Genomic DNA, 15,621 nt, shown 5'->3' on the forward strand with positions numbered 1-15,621 from the left:
TCTTTCAGAATGACAGAAAAAACAACTTTATAACTTTTTAACTTTCTAACTCTCTTGTCTTTCCTCGCACCATACTTTCTCGTTGCAGCGTCGGCTATACTTATCCCGATCGCCATTCATCTGTGGAATAAACGGCAGGGGAAGACAGTAAAGGTAGGTAGTCTGCGTTGGCTGGAGGCGTCGGCGAGTAACCGTTGGAGTAGTGTAAAGCTGAGCAACTTCTGGCTGCTGGTGCTGCGCTGCCTTATACTTATACTGCTGGCCGTAGCCTTGGCGCAGCCGGTGTTTGAGCATCAGGCGCAAAAAAACAAAGGAACAAAGGCTATAGTAGTGGGCGAAGAGTTGCTTTATACTTCTGCCTTAAAACCCATCAAACCAACTATAGATTCGCTTTTGATGCGCGGCTATACTTTGCACACCTACACACCAAATCTGGAGCAGGTACCACAGGAAGAGTGGCAACAGATCGGTAACCGCACACAGGATAGTATAGTAACGGGCAAGTATAACTACTGGAGCCTTCTGCCTGCCTTGGCTGCAAAGTATAAACTGCCGCAGGATAGCGTATTGCTTTTCACATCAGACCAGCAGCAGTACTTTGCAGGCTCACGGCCCGAAATGCTTCCGCAGCACATACAATGGATCCCGGTTGCTACAGACAAAAGTATAACCTGGCTACAAGCTGCTATCCAATCCACACCCGACAGCCTCCTGCTTATACTTGGCCACAGCTCCCGCGAAGGCACCAGTTATAGCAAGTATGAAACGGCCTTATCAGCACGAAGTATAAACCTTGCCGGCAACCAACAACTGCAACTGCAACACCAGCAGGACACGCTGCTGGCCACCATCTCCGGCAACAGCAGCAAAGTAAAAGTACAGACAAAGCCGCTACAAATAGCCATACTTGCCGACGAAGCGCAACAGGCAGAGGTGCCCTACTTAAAAGCAGCGTTACAGGCCATCAGTAACTATACAGGTTTACCTGTTCAGGTTAAAGCTGATACTACAGGCGCAAACTGGGTTTTCTGGCTGCGCGATGATGAGCCGATGCCTCAAAGTATAAACCAGCAGGTAAAACAGGGCTTACAAGTATGGATGCAGCAGAATCAGAAGCCGCAAACTATAAAAACCAGCTTAACCGGAACAGGAGGCACAAGCATAAAAGTACATCAGCTTAGCCACTCGCTGCCACCGAAGCAAACCGAAGTATGGACTACCGCAAACGGAGAGCCTTTACTTTACTCCAAAACTGTAGGACAGGGCAAAATCTATACTTTCCGGAGCAGGTTTGCACCTGACTGGAGCGAGCTGGGCCAGAGTGCGCAACTGCCAGAGTTGCTATTACCCTTGCTCCTGCCGCAACCACAGGCAAGCCATGATTACCGGGCAGTAGACGAGCACCAGTTGGTGCCGTCAGCACGTGTACAGGCAGCACCTGTAAATTCTGAAAAAACTGCTCAGACACCGTTGCTCAAATGGTTCGTTCTGGCGGCTTTTGTGTTATTTTTGATAGAGAGAATTATCGCCAACAGGCGCAGCAAAGTATGATGGTAAAGCAAAGCATCCATATCTTACAGCGAATTCGCAGGCAGTACGTGCAGGCGAAGCTGTGGCTATATGCGCTTCAGGCTTTGGCAGCTATACTTGTGGCGGCGGCTATACTTTGGCGTTGGCAATTTGAAGCGCCTGTGTTAGCAGCAACGGCTGTAACTATAGTTGTGGCTGCCGTTTTATACTTTATACTTCGCTGGAGATCTGTTTCTAAAATAAACCTGCAGCACGTAGCCCGCCACCTGAACAGGCAGTACCCGCAGCTGGAAGACAGTACCGAACTGCTCCTCAACGAACCTGAAAATCTGCTGCAAAAGCTGCAGCAGCAACGTGTAACTCAAACACTCCAAGAGCTACACCCGGAGCAACAGAAAACCTTTACCCTGCGCAGCACTGCTACCTATGCTTTTCTGGGGTTAGCGCTGCTATTCTCAATCGGCATTTTATACTTACCTGCAAAACCGCTTGCCACATCTCAGCCCCAAAGTGTAAAGGTAGCGTTTCCGGATGCGCCGGTTGCCGCTGCTGATACGGCTGCTAAAATTGAGAATATCGAAATTTCCATTGCACCGCCACGCTATACAGGTAAGCAAGCCTACAAAGCCGAGAGCCCGAACCTGCGTGTAGAAGAAGGAGCCACCGTTACCTGGCACATCAGTACAAACAAGCCTGCACAATTGCAACTGGAGCTAAACGAGCAACGACCTACCAACTTTAAGAAGCAAGGCAACAGCTATACTTTATCGCGAAGCTTCAAAACAGCTGGGCTCTACACCATTAACTTGAACGGGCAGAAATCAACATTTTATACGTTGGAGATCATTCCTGATAAGGCTCCAACTATACAGATACAAAAGCCGGAGCAGTACACCGAAGTGCTTTTTGGGGAGCCACAGCGTGTAATGCTACAGGCCCAGCTTACCGACGATTACGGCATCCGCGAAGCAAACATGGTGGCCACCGTTACCAAAGGCACCGGCGAGGCCGTGAAATTCCGGGAAGAAAATATCAAACTAAATCTGAGCGGCAGCGCCAAAAACTATACGATAAAACAAACCTTGGACCTGCAAAAACTGGGTATGACCTACGGCGATGAACTATACTTTTACCTGCAGGCCTGGGACCGCCACCGCGGCTACACCCGTTCCGAAACATACTTTGTCCAGATAGAGGACACAACTTTAGTTGAATCGAGTTTTGATATGTCGATGGGTGTAAACCCGGTGCCGGAGTATTTCAGGAGCCAGCGCCAGATCATTATCGACACCGAAAAGCTGCTGAAAGAGCAGCAAAGCATAACCCGAACCGAGTTTGAAGAACGCTCCAACAACCTGGGTGTAGACCAAAAGCTGCTTCGTTTGCGCTACGGCAAATTTTTGGGCGAGGAGTTTGAGAGCGGCATTGGTCCGGGAGGCGGCATACCCGAAGGCGAAGAGCATTACGAAGGCGACGGCCACGATCACGAAGAGTTCGCAGATAAAAACAGCCCCGAAGCTCTGCTGGACCCTTACTTGCACAAGCACGACCAGGAGGAAGCAGCAACGTTTTTTGAGCCTGTAGTTAAAGCCAAATTAAAAGGAGCACTAGCCCAGATGTGGGAAGCAGAACTGCGCCTGCGCACACATAAACCCAAAGAGGCTTTGCCTCACGAGTATAAAGCGTTGCGCATGCTAAAGGATGTGCAGCAATCGCAGCGGGCTTATGTTGCCAAAACCGGTTTCGAGGCGCCACCACTCAAAGAACCAGAACTGCGCCTGACGGGGGAACTGAATAAGGTAACGCCGCTAAGCGAGCAGAGAAGTATAGCGGCAGAGAAGCAACTGCCTAACACCAGAGCTGCGCTGCAATGGCTGGCAAAGTATAAACAGACCGGAAAGTATAAGCCCGCAGATGCTGCCATTTTGGAGAAGGCAGGTCAGGAGCTGGCACAGCAATCATTCAATAAACCTGGCAGTAATTTGAAAGCTTTGCAGGATCTGAGGACGTTGATATCGGAGATGCAGCGCGGGGAAGTTTTATGTAAGTCGTGTTTGGTTTCTGTTGAGCGGGCATGGGTTGGTCTGTTGCCACCGGCCACGCAAACACCGCAGCCAGGGCAGACAGTACGAAGCAAGCTGGCGCAGGAGTATCTAAAGCGAATAAGGGAATAGCTTTTAAGTGAGCAAGACAAATAGAGAACGATGATTCAGTTCCAAACACATATCGGACTACTACGCTACCTGCCCGGTACGCACTACCTGGAAGTGCCACAGGAGGCGGTGCAGGCTTTAGGTACGCTGAACATTCGCCTGATCTGCAGGGTAAACGAAAAACTTACATTTCAATGCGGCCTGATGGCATTGGGCGAAGGAAAAGCCTACATCAGCATCAGCAAAAAACGTATGCAGCAGTTGGGTCTGAAACTAGGGGATAAAGTAGCGGTAACCCTGGAAAAAGACGATAGCCCTTTCGGTACCGAGGTACCTGAAGAAATGGAAGAACTGCTGCTGCAGGATGAGGAAGGGAACAGGCGGTTTCTGCTGCTAAAGCCGGCCATGCAGCGTTACATGCTCAACCACGTGTCGGGAGTTAAAAATCCGCAGCTGCGTGTAGACCGTGCCATTACCTTAATCGAGAACCTGAAAAAGCTGCCGGAGGGAAAAGAGGATTTTCGGGCCATGTTGGGCCTGCCTCCTCGCTAATACAATATGATGCAAATAACCTGGCTTATAGCAATACCTGTTGTGCTGCTGCTACTCTGGCTGGCATGGCGCAGACCTAACCGGCAGCGGCTGGCCCTCCGTTTGTTGGCAAGTGTAGTAGCCGGTGTTAGCATGGTAATGCTTGTTTTCCCACCAAGTACACAGCAGGCCATTAACCCAAGTGCGGCTATACTTTTAACCCAGGGCTATAACCAAGATACACTAGAGGCGCTGCTTGCTCGGCAGGAGGCAAAACCTTCTGTTTATACTTTAGGAGCTGAGGCAGACGATGCAACTCTACTAACAAACCTTTATACGTTGCGCCAGCAGCAGCCGGGACTGCAAACGCTGCACCTGTTAGGCTATGGACTGGAAGAGCAGCAATTAAAAGCGTTAGAAGGCGTGCAATTGGTACCGCACCTGTCAGAGGTGCCAGCTGGTGTAAGTGCGGTGCAATGGCCGCAGGAGGCAAGATTAGGCGAGGCTGTAACTATAGCAGGAAAGTATAAATCCGAAGGTAAAACCAAACTATACTTACAGGCAGTAGGTCAGCTACGCGATTCTGTGGAAATCAGCTCCGATAGCACTCACACGTTTAACCTGCGCTACATACCTAAGCAAACCGGCCGATCTGTTTATACTTTACTGGCTAAAACCGGGGCAAATACTGATACTTTGGGGCGGGTGCCGGTGCAGGTAACGGAGCAACAGCAGCTGGGTATACTTATACTTGCCTCTGCGCCGTCTTTTGAGTTCAAGTTCCTGAAGAACCACCTGGCAGCGCAGCAGCACAAAGTAGCCTATAGCGCCACCGTCAGCAAAGACATCAGCCAGAGCGAATGGGTAAACATGCCTAAAACAGACTTAAGTAGAATAAGCCCTAAACTGCTGCAGAACTTTGATGTAGTGATTACCGAGCTCCAGGCATTGCAAAGCATGAGTGCCGGCGAAAGAGCCATACTACAACATGCCGTTACAGAAGATGGACTAGGCGTGCTTACCATTGCCACAGCACCAGCTGCCACGAACAGCACCAGTTTCTTTACCGGCTTCCAGAGCAAACGGCTCTCGCAGCAGGACACCCGCAGCACACGCGCCAGCTGGCCCGGAAGTGAGGTAAGTATGAATGCTTCGCCTTATACTCTGGTAAACACAACAGCCATTAATAGTTTAGTATCTGAACAGGGAAGTAATTTGCTGGCAGGTGCAAAACGTGCAGGCTGGGGCAAAGTGGCTATGAGCTATATTCCGCAAACGTTTCCGTGGCAACTGGAGGGCAAAGACGAAGTATACGCCAGCTACTGGAGCTCCTTATTATCAGCCATCGCCAAAGAACAGGTAAAGGAGAAATTCTGGCAACTGGAAAAGCTACAGGTGCCGCAGCCAAACAAACCAGCTATACTTTCTTTCACAGATTATACGTTGACCAATGGTGCAGCCACTCCAACAGCAACTATAACCAGCTTAACCGATTCTATAAGTATAAACCTGCCGCTGGAACAACACGCGCATCAGCCTGAAAAGTATAACGGCACCTTCTGGCCCCACCGCAGCGGCTGGTATAAAGTAGAAACAGCTAATGCTGCACCATACTTCTTTTATGTGCAGGATGCTTCTAATTGGCAGTTCCAAAGTATAGCTTCGCGCAGAGTTGCTACGGAAACATTTATAGCATCGCAAAACATTACTCCTTCTGAGGTTGCTGTGGTTTACAAAGAAGAGCCTGTTTCGCTGATCTGGTTCTTTATACTTTTTGCCTTGAGCAGCGGATTTCTGTGGCTGGAGGAGAAGCTGTAACAGAAGCACGAACAGGTCAGGAGCGTGGAACAGTAAGAAGTATAAAAAGTGTTGCTTTAACAGCTGCATCTGAATAATACCTATAAAAGAGGGGGCTCAGAAAAAATCTGAGACCCCTCTTTTATACTTTGGCTTTACAGCTTATTTGGCCTGTGCTGTATTACCTATAATCTTAAACTCGGTGCGGCGGTTATCTGCGTGCATAGTTTCAGGGCAGGATACTCCATCGCTACACTTGTTAACCAGCTGTGTTTCGCCATAACCTTTTGCCACTAACCGGTCGCGGGTTATACCTTTCGATACAATATACTCCACAGCACTTTGCGCTCTTAACTGCGACAGCATCTCGTTATAACGGTGCGTTTGGCGGCTATCAGTATGCGAGCTTAACTCTATGCGGATGTGCGGGTTGTCTTTTAAAGTTTGTACCAGCTTATCAAGCTCTTTTGCAGCCTCCGGTTTGATGTCTGCCTTATCCAGGTCGTAGTAGATGTTTTCGAGTACGATTGGTTTGTTTGGCGTGTCACGGTTAAACACCATCTCTACCTTAACAGAATCTGTGGTAAGGCGGCAATCCGGCGATACAGAAATGGTTTGTGTCAGGTAATTTGGCTTGGAGCCTCTGATAATGTAATTCCCGCCACCAAACACCGGAAATGTAAAGTTACCGTTTGCATCAGACCGTACCTCCAGCGGTTTCCCATCGCCGCCCACTTCTGTGATCTGCAGGAACACGTCGGCTACGGCTAGTTCTTTTTTCTTGCCCCTGTTAACTCGCTCGGCTACAAACTCAATGGTTTTACCGGTTATGGTACATGGCAGTCGGTTTTCCCTGAACGTAAAAATATCATCAAACCCGTTACTCGCCAATCGCCCAGACGACAGAAGCCCGGTTTTGCCGGCAGCATCTACCTGTATGCCAAAGTCATCATGCGATGTGTTTAGCGGGTACTTCAGGTTTTCCACTTTACTACAGTTTTTATGCGTGCCTATGGCTTTAAAAATATCAAGGCCGCCCATGCCAATGTGCCCGTCAGAGGCAAAGTATAAATTACCGTCTTCGCCTAAACTTGTAAAGCTTTCGCGGCCTGGCGTGTTTATAATATTACCTGCGTTTACAGGCTTACCCCACGAGCCATCAGCTTGCAACTCGCTAAAGTATACATCTGTTTCCCCGAAACCACCTGGCATGTCTGACACAAAGTATAAAACCTTACCGTCAGGAGTTATAGCCGGATGCCCAATAGAGAACTCGTCGGTGTTGTTATACTTAAATGCTTTTACCTTGTCCCATTTATCGCCTTTGCGCTTAGCAATGTAAATACCGTGGCGATTGGTGTGGGTGCTGTTTTCGCTGCCCTTAAACCAACTGGTCGGGTCGGGGTTCGATTTGGTGGCGTTACGCTTTACTACATGCGTGCGCGTAAAGTACAGCGTTTGGGTTTCGTTGTGGTAGTCTGCAGGGCCGTTGTGGTAAGTTGTGTTGATATTAGACGGCAACGGCGCCGGGGCACTCCAGGTGCTGTCGCTGGTGGCTTGGGCAAAGTACATTTGGATGTAGCCATTGCCTGTCCAGGTATTTCTGGCTGCCTGCTTACGACCATCTAACCTGTCTGATGCAAAGTATAAACCGCCTTCCTTTTTCACAGGACTGAAATCTGCCCCCTCGGAGTTAAGTGTTTTTTGCTTTTGCACCAGGTAAGCCTTCGGTTTAGCCATCCATTTCATAGCTGTATCGCAGGATGCGGCCATGCGTTCTGCCTGCGCAGCCTGTCCTGGTACTTTGCGGCTAAACTCCTGGAACAGCAGCTTTGCTTTGGAGTAGTTGCCATTCCGTTTGGCAGACTCTGCGTAAAGGTAAATGTTTGTAGGATCGGCGTTAGGGAAGTTAACTACCTGCGCATACCAGAATTCAGCCTCCTGGCTATTGTTAAGTATGCGGTAACTGTCTGCAATGCGCTGTACTACTGCTATGGTTGGTTCGCCGCTGTCAAGTATCTTTTTATATGCTTCCAGGGCGAGGGTAAACTCAAAATTATTAAAGTGCTTGTCGGCCTGCTTCATATCCTGTGACAGCACAGCAGTTTGCACCCCTGTTACAAACAGCAACAGAAGTAAAGCCAGGCGTAATCGTAATTTCATATTAGGGTGGTATTATAAATTTCGAGGCGTCAGGATACGGCCACCTTGCTTTTTAAAGAAGGAGTAACCCAGCGATACCTCATGGCTTGAGTAGTTGTTCAGCTCGTTTAAGCTCATGTCGTAAGAGTAGCCCACGCGCATTTTAGAGGTAACATACAGCTGTACCAGCGCAGCAGCGGCATTACGCTTCGACAGTTGTTTCATTTCTGCGTTTGCGAACATCGGCATCGAAGTACGATACGACCCTCCTACCCAAAAACGATCCCCAAAAAGCAGGAACGTGTTCAGGTCTATGTTTGTAGGGCTATGGAAATCCTCTTTTATCAGTATGCTTGGCTTAACGCGCATGTTGCTGCTAAGGTCAAACATATAACCCGTTGACAGGAAATAATGCCTGCGTGGAGTCGTGATAACTAAATCGTCGCTTTTAAAAGGAATTAAGTTTGCGGCAGTTAAACCAGCAAAATAACGTTCTGTGTTAAAGAATACACCCACCTTAGCATCTGGCAGTATTTTAGATTCGCTCCCTTGCGGTATGGCTGCATCCGGCACCTGGCTCCCTTGCCTGAGCATGGTGCCATCCAGTTTATACTGTGCCGCACCCGCCGACACCCCGAATGCCAGTTTGCTATACTTGCTCATATTAAGGCGCACCGCCAGGTTGGCATATGCTCCTGTATGGCTTTGCGCGCCCAGTTTATCATTTACCAGATAAGCTGCCCAACCAATGCTTGCGTTGCTTGTGGGGCCATCCACACTTAATGTTTGCGTAGTCGGGGCGCCCTCCAGGCCCGTCCATTGGCTACGGTAGGTGGCATTGATGTTAAGTATACCTTTACTACCCGCATAGGCAGGGTTTATAACCAGCTCATTAAAGATGTACTGGGTATACTGTGGCGCCTGCTGGGCTGTGGCCACATGCGCAGTCAGCATGATGAGCAGCAGCCATAATTTGTTCCATCTGTTTGTTTTCATAAGTATTACCTAACAATCATCACGTAACCCTTAAACATTTTATCTGTTCCGTCGCAAAGCTTGGCTCGTACAATATAGTAATAAGTACCCTCACTTAATCCGTCGCCGTTCCAGTTATTTTTATAAGATTTGGCTTTAAATACCTCGTTGCCCCAGCGGTTAATGATGGTCAGATCATTGTCTGCATACTTGTCAAGGTTTTTAACTGCCCACGTGTCGTTGTTGCCGTCGTTATTCGGCGAGAAAACATTCGGGAACTCCAGTTCGCCGTTAGCTCTGTCTTTATCAGGCACAATACTGATAGGCTCGCTGGTGCAAGTGCCGTTGTCAACAGTTACCGAAATTGAGCCTGTGTTCTCGTTTGCAACAACAACTATTCTGTTTGTGCCCTGCCCCGAAACAATTGTCCAGCCTGTTGGTACTGTCCAGTTGTAGGATTTTGCTCCTGCTACAGTTTCAACTTCGTATACCAACCCATCGCATGCTGTGCTCTTATCCAGAATAACAGTTGGCGGAACAAGCACCTGAATGGATACATCAATGCTAACACTCTGGCTTATACCACAACCGTTCTTTGCTGCTACTGCAATAGTGCCTGGTTTCTTTCCGGCCACTACAGTTACTTCGGTTGTGCCCTGCCCTGATACAAGTGTCCATCCATCCGGAAGTGTCCATTCGTAAGACGAAGCGCCTGCTGCTGCACTTACCGTGTAGGTTACGGTACGGCCCGAGCAAACATCTGTCAAGCCTTTTATCGCACCCGGTGCAGCCGGTACATTGCTAACTGGCTTAACCTGCAGTTCTGCTGCTGTGCTCGCCCCGCAGCTATTTTTTGCTGCTACTTTTACTGTTCCGGCTGTTGTAGTGGCTTGCACAGTTATAGTGTTGGTGCCTTGGCCTGCGGTAATTGCCCAACCTGCCGGTACCGTCCAGTTATAACTCAAGCCAGCCACGTTCGTCACGCTGTACGTTATTGTAGAGCCGTTACAAGGGTCAGCTGATCCAACAATAGCAGTTGGCTGCGCTGGCACCCTGTTTGGGTTTACAGTTAAAGTTTGTGCCGATCCGGTGCCGCATGGGTTGCCCGCTGCAACTGTCACCTCACCGTTTTCAGAACCTGCCGTTACAATAATCTCTGTTGTGCCCTGTCCCGAAACGATTGTCCAGCCTGTTGGTACTGCCCAAGTATAAGTTGTGGCACTTGTCACCGGCTCGATGCTATACTTTAAGCTTGTCTGCCCCTGGCAAAAACCAGTTGCAGGACCTTTTATACTTTGTGGTTTTGGCAGGTTTGTCTCTAATGGTGCCACCCAAAGGGTACTGGCGCTGCTGCTATTGCCGCAAGCATTAACTGCATATACTTTTATAATGCCGATGGTAGTGTTGCTGGCTTGCACCTGCACACTAGTGGTGCCCTGCCCCGAAACGATCGCCCAACCTGCCGGCACCTCCCAAGTATAAGATGTAGCACCTGCAACCGGCAAGATGCTGAACACAGAGGGTTGACCGGTACAAACAGCACCTGTACTGCTGATAGGTCCTGGTGCTTTTGGCTTAGTAGTAGATATAGTTACGTCTTTGCCGATAGTGGTGCTGCCGCACTCATTTTTTGCGGTAAGGCTAACAGTTCCGGCTGTTGAGTTTGCCTTTACTGTAATCTCTGTTGTGCCTTGCCCTGAGATGATTGTCCAGCCCGCAGGCACAGACCACTCGTAAGAACTCACATTAACGCCTGCATCTACTTTAAAAGTAGCTGTGTTATTACTGCACACATCCGGCGCGCCCTGCACAATCGTCAATCCGGTTGGTCCTTCTTTAGTAGGTTTTACAGCCAATGCCTGGGCTTCGCTGTTTCCGCAGTTATTTGTTGCCACTACAGATACATTACCGGCAGTTTCGCTGGCAATTACTCTTATAGATGTGCCATCCTGCGACACGATCTGCCAGCCTGCAGGCACCGCCCACGTATAGCTTAGGGCTGTTGCCACTTCCGTGATGCTAAAAGTATACTCTTTGCCAACGCATGGTATAGTAGAACCCTTTATCGGGCCTGGTTTAGCCGGAGGAGTATTTGTAACAATGGCGGTGAGCTGTGTTTCGCTGGTTACACCGCACACGTTTACTGCCTGCACCGAGATTGTAGCACCCACGCTACCAGCATTTACAGTTATACTTGTGGTGCCTTGGCCTGAAACGATAGTCCAGCCGTTATTTACAGTCCAGCGATAAGATGACGCTGTTGCAACTGGGTTGATGTAGTATACCAGGTTCTTCTGGTTTGTACATACTGACTCAAAACCGAATATAGCTTCTGGTTTAGCAGGCGGCGACGGCACAACCTTAACATCCATACTTGCTTCTGATCCAATGCCACAGTCGTTGATTGCCTTTACAGAAACCTTGCCTTCTGTGGCACTAGGTGTGATGGATATACTGGCAGTTCCCTGGCCTGAGTTAATAACCCATCCTGCCGGCACAGTCCAGGTGTAGTTGGTAACACCTACCATTGGTGTTACGCTGAACACAGCTCCAGGCATATCCTGGCATACTTCAGCGGGGCCGGTTAGCGTGGTGATAGGCCCTGGCACGTCTGTCTGAGGTGTCACATCTAACTCCCTGGCGATGCCTATGCCGCAAATATTGCTACCTGTTACGATGATCTTGCCTTTTTCGGTACCAACGGTTACGGTTATACTTGTGGTGCCTTGCCCGGAAAGTATGGTCCAGCCATTTGGAACTATCCAGGTATAGTCGGTAGCGCCTGTTACATCGTCAATGGAGTAGGTTCCTGTGCTGTTGGCGCAGCCATAATGCTTACCACTAATCGGGCCGGGCATGGCCGGGGCACCTTGTGTTGGCTGCACAGGCTTGATGCTTGCGCCACTTGGCCCGCATTCATTTACTGCTCTTACTGTAATCTCGCCGCCGCTTGTGCTGGCATTAACAGTTATACTTGCCGTACCCTGGCCAGCGATGATCGCCCATCCATCAGGCACAGTCCAGGTATAGCTTTTGGCACCAACTACTGGCGCCACAGTATAAACCAGTCCTTTTTCGTTGGCGCAGGAATTCAGGGTTCCTGCAATTTCCCCTGGGGTATCTGTAGGAGAGAGTACCGGCGTAACCGTCATGGTTTGCGCTTCGCCTTCGCCGCAGGCATTGGTGGCTTTTACGGTAACGCTACCGTACATTTTACCAACCACAACTGTAATAGTGTTTGTATTTTGGCCAGAAATAATCTGCCAGTCGGCAGGCACAGACCAGATATAGCCTGTTGCACCCGGTGTTGCATCTATCTCGAATGTGGTATTGCTGCCAACGCAACTGTTACTGTTACCTCGTATAGCTACATTTATCGTCGGCACTTCCGTGGCAACATCAACCATAAAGGTTTGTGCCTCGCTTGATCCGCAGGTATTTGATGCTGTTACTGTTACAGGGCCACTTGTAGCTCCTGCTGTAGCTGTTATCTCTGTGGTACCTTGCCCGGAGGTCATAACCCATCCGTCTGGCAACGACCAGGTATAGCTAAGGGCATTCTCAACAGGCGCTATCTTATATACCAATCCCTCTGTACCAACGCAAACCTCATTTATGCCGCTTATAAGTCCCGGTTTTACAGGAGGATCTGGCAACGGTGTTACCTCCAAAACCTGAGCCGGGCCTTCGCCGCATATATTGCTCGCTTTTACAGTTATCTGTCCTGGCTGGGTCCCTGGCCTAACACTTATACTTGTTGGCCCTATTTGGGTAAACTGCCATCCGGCCGGTACGCTCCAGATAAACTTAGAGGCGCCCGCTACCGGTGCAATACTATAAGTATAGCTTGCGTTACGGCATACTTCTGTTGGCCCTGAAATGCTGCCTGTTTCAGGAAGAAGCACACAGTAGTTAAGTATCGTGGAGTTGTTGATGAGGTCTTCGTCAATGTTATCGCCTTCTACAACGGCACGCACAAAGCCAAAGCCTGATTTGTTAAGTTTTACGCTTAGTGTAAGTGTAACGCTCTCTTTGTAAGCGATGTTTCTGATGCGCCACTCACCCGTTGCAGGGTCAAATGTTGTTCCGCTTCTGCTGCTGCTGTGGTTAAGCAACTCGCCAACAAAGGCAATGGTCCGCACATAGGCATCGCCTTCATCTGACGGGCCATTGTTGGTTACTTTAAAGTAAAATGTTACTTCTTCGTTGTTTTCGTACGATTCCGTTCCTGTCGCACTCGCGCTCATGCTAATCTCGATCATCAGATCGGAAGGCGTATTAAGAATTGCCTGATTCAGGTGCAACTCATTTTCCAGAGATATTAAGCGCCCCTGCAGTCTTGCGCCGTCATTTACGGTAATAGTACCCCTAGAAATAAAGGTACCCTCAATTATGGCATTTTTACCAACAGTTATATTCCCGTTTACCACCCACAATATATTACTTGTGGCAGCCTTGTTGCTGTAGTCGATTACAGTATTGCTAGGTATGTTAAGATCTCCGTTGATTTGGTAAATGTAGGTTGGCTTTGATTTTCCGGCATCGCTCAGAGAGATGTTTCCAGAAAATGTGGCATCGCCATTTACTTTGTAAACGCCGGGAGCAAAATTTATACTTCCATAATTGTTGTTTGGTGCAAGTAGCTCAAAGGGAAGAATAAAGGCATTGTCATAGGCTAACCTGGCATCTAGCAGGGCATTTTTAGCAGCACTATTGTTGATATCGGGGGTGCGTACCGAGATACCCGGCGGAAATCCGATTATCGATCCGTTTGCAACTCCAAGGTTTGCGTTTACAACTGTGTTGCCAGTACTAGTAACCTTTTTACTAGCCAGGGCATTGTAGTTATAAGCCGTCCCGAAAGAGGGAATTTGCTGTGCGGAAGCAAGAAAAGACGGAGCACAAAGGCATACTACAAAGAGTATAACTTTTCCTAATAAGCTTCTCATTAAGTTGTTTGTAAAAGTGTGCTATATAGACTTTATTTTTATAAATCTGGTACAACTAATATAGTATTGCCGCCTGCACTTAATTGGTTCTTTAAATCCTCTGCAAGTCAATTACTCCGTTTATTTGGTGCAATTAGCCAAAACAAAAAACCATAAAAACAATTAGTATAATGCTAAATCACTAGTTGTGACTGTTCGGTCTCCTAAATTTTATTTTTTTTTGATACAATCCAAATAATATCTGAAAAATAAAATTTATCTTCTTAAAATTTCCATAATTAAGTTTATAGAAAACTTAATATTTAGCTAATACAATTTTAAAAAGTAAAGCAGAGACACTAAAGCACCAATAAAAAATTGAATTATTCTAATACCGCAATTCCTATTAGCGCACAAAGGTAATACTCTGTCAAAGAGTTACAAACAATTTCAAAAAATAACTAAAGAGGAAAAAGATCCCAAAAGTTCAATTTAATTGCACTATCAGCGCGAAGTAAATTAAACCGGAAAGATATGTTTGCTATACTAAGCTGAACAGCGGCATAGCGACAGGAAATTAAACAATTAAATTATATTTATATTACCATATCCATTGCGGACAAATAATTCGCCTGTTGTTAAATAACTTAAAGCCAACTACTACCTCATGTGTGCCTGCACTTACCTGGTTCAGGTTAGAAGACGTAACATCATATGAATAAGAAACATCCAGCAACGGACTTATGTAAACCCCTACCATAGCCACTAATGCATCTTCGTGGCGGTAAGAAGCACCTGCCCAAAACTGCCTGTTATACAGCACACGCACATTCGCATCCACAGATACTGGGCTGGGACTAGCCATTTTAACCATCACCGAAGGCACTACATCCAGCCTGTCGGTAGGCGAAAAGCGATAGGCTCCTGTAATAAAATAGTGCCGCTGCAGGTCTAATGTCGGGTTACGGCTGCCTTCCGGCTGAAAACTTCCCACGTCTTCAAGTAGCTGCGCTCCTGCCACCCCCAAAGAAAAAGACTCCGAGTATATCCAAAGCCCTAAGCTAAGGTCGATAACATTGTTGTTAAAGCTGCCACCTCCAATCAACGGGTCGTTGGGGTTTGTAAACTCCAGCTCGCTTGCGTTTATGCTATTTCTGATAAGTCCGACTGCAGCCCCTGCCGAAGCGTTTATACTTCTGGTTAAAGGTAAATGATAGGCATAGGAGCCTGAGATACCGGTGCGGCGCAACGGCCCCGTTTTATCAGTATGGAAAGCGACTCCGACTCCATGGTGTGCCAGCGCCCTGGTATACTTTGTGCTGGCTGCCCCCTTGTTTAAAGGCGTATGGGCTGTAACGTAAGATGTAACCGGGGCACCATCCAGGCCAACCCATTGCCGCCTGTGGCTTATCCGGATATCGGCATAATCTTCTATGCCTGTAATAGCTGGGTTAAGCAAGTAATTGTTAACCATATACTGGCTGTATTGCGGGCGCTGCTGCGCTTTTGCCTCTATTGCCAAAGCGAAAAGTATAACTAGCAGGAAAAGCAGGCTTTTGTTCATC

General features: G+C 48.2%; 8 protein-coding genes. 4 read left to right on the forward strand and 4 right to left on the reverse strand.

Going from position 1 to position 15,621, the window contains the following annotated elements; genetic code table 11:
• Nucleotides 1-54 precede the first annotated feature (54 nt).
• The 4 genes from Q1A23_RS00650 to Q1A23_RS00665 are packed head-to-tail and all read left to right on the forward strand — an operon-like array spanning nucleotide 55 to nucleotide 6,032.
• Nucleotides 55-1,551: a BatA domain-containing protein gene (locus Q1A23_RS00650; protein WP_299818002.1), complete on the forward strand. Its 1,497-nt coding sequence runs from the start codon at nucleotides 55-57 to the stop codon at nucleotides 1,549-1,551.
• Nucleotides 1,548-3,704, forward strand: coding sequence for a DUF4175 family protein (locus Q1A23_RS00655; RefSeq protein ID WP_299818005.1), 2,157 nt, complete (start codon nucleotides 1,548-1,550; stop codon nucleotides 3,702-3,704). The genes Q1A23_RS00650 and Q1A23_RS00655 overlap by 4 nt, the downstream gene beginning before the upstream one ends.
• 30 nt (nucleotides 3,705-3,734) lie before the next feature.
• Nucleotides 3,735-4,235: a DUF1905 domain-containing protein gene (locus tag Q1A23_RS00660; RefSeq protein ID WP_299818008.1), complete on the forward strand. Its 501-nt coding sequence runs from the start codon at nucleotides 3,735-3,737 to the stop codon at nucleotides 4,233-4,235.
• Between the two features lie 6 nt (nucleotides 4,236-4,241).
• On the forward strand, nucleotides 4,242-6,032 hold the full coding sequence (locus Q1A23_RS00665; RefSeq protein ID WP_299818011.1) for a hypothetical protein: 1,791 nt from the start codon (nucleotides 4,242-4,244) through the stop codon (nucleotides 6,030-6,032).
• A 141-nt stretch (nucleotides 6,033-6,173) separates the two neighbouring features.
• On the opposite strand, the gene Q1A23_RS00670 is transcribed toward Q1A23_RS00665, so the two are convergent.
• From Q1A23_RS00670 to Q1A23_RS00685, 4 genes are all read right to left on the reverse strand, one after another.
• Nucleotides 6,174-8,174, reverse strand: coding sequence for an OmpA family protein (locus Q1A23_RS00670; protein WP_299818014.1), 2,001 nt, complete (start codon nucleotides 8,172-8,174; stop codon nucleotides 6,174-6,176).
• Nucleotides 8,175-8,186: 12 nt separating this feature from the next.
• Nucleotides 8,187-9,149 (reverse strand): type IX secretion system membrane protein PorP/SprF, encoded by a 963-nt coding sequence (locus tag Q1A23_RS00675; RefSeq protein WP_299818017.1) that lies wholly within the window; start codon nucleotides 9,147-9,149, stop codon nucleotides 8,187-8,189.
• Nucleotides 9,150-9,154: 5 nt separating this feature from the next.
• Nucleotides 9,155-14,077, reverse strand: a complete 4,923-nt coding sequence (locus tag Q1A23_RS00680; RefSeq protein WP_299818020.1) for an ice-binding family protein — start codon at nucleotides 14,075-14,077, stop codon at nucleotides 9,155-9,157.
• Nucleotides 14,078-14,657: 580 nt separating this feature from the next.
• Nucleotides 14,658-15,620: a type IX secretion system membrane protein PorP/SprF gene (locus Q1A23_RS00685; protein WP_299818024.1), complete on the reverse strand. Its 963-nt coding sequence runs from the start codon at nucleotides 15,618-15,620 to the stop codon at nucleotides 14,658-14,660.
• Between the last annotated feature and the right edge of the window lies 1 nt (nucleotide 15,621).

The organism is uncultured Pontibacter sp. (assembly GCF_947492645.1).
Lineage (GTDB): Bacteria > Bacteroidota > Bacteroidia > Cytophagales > Hymenobacteraceae > Pontibacter.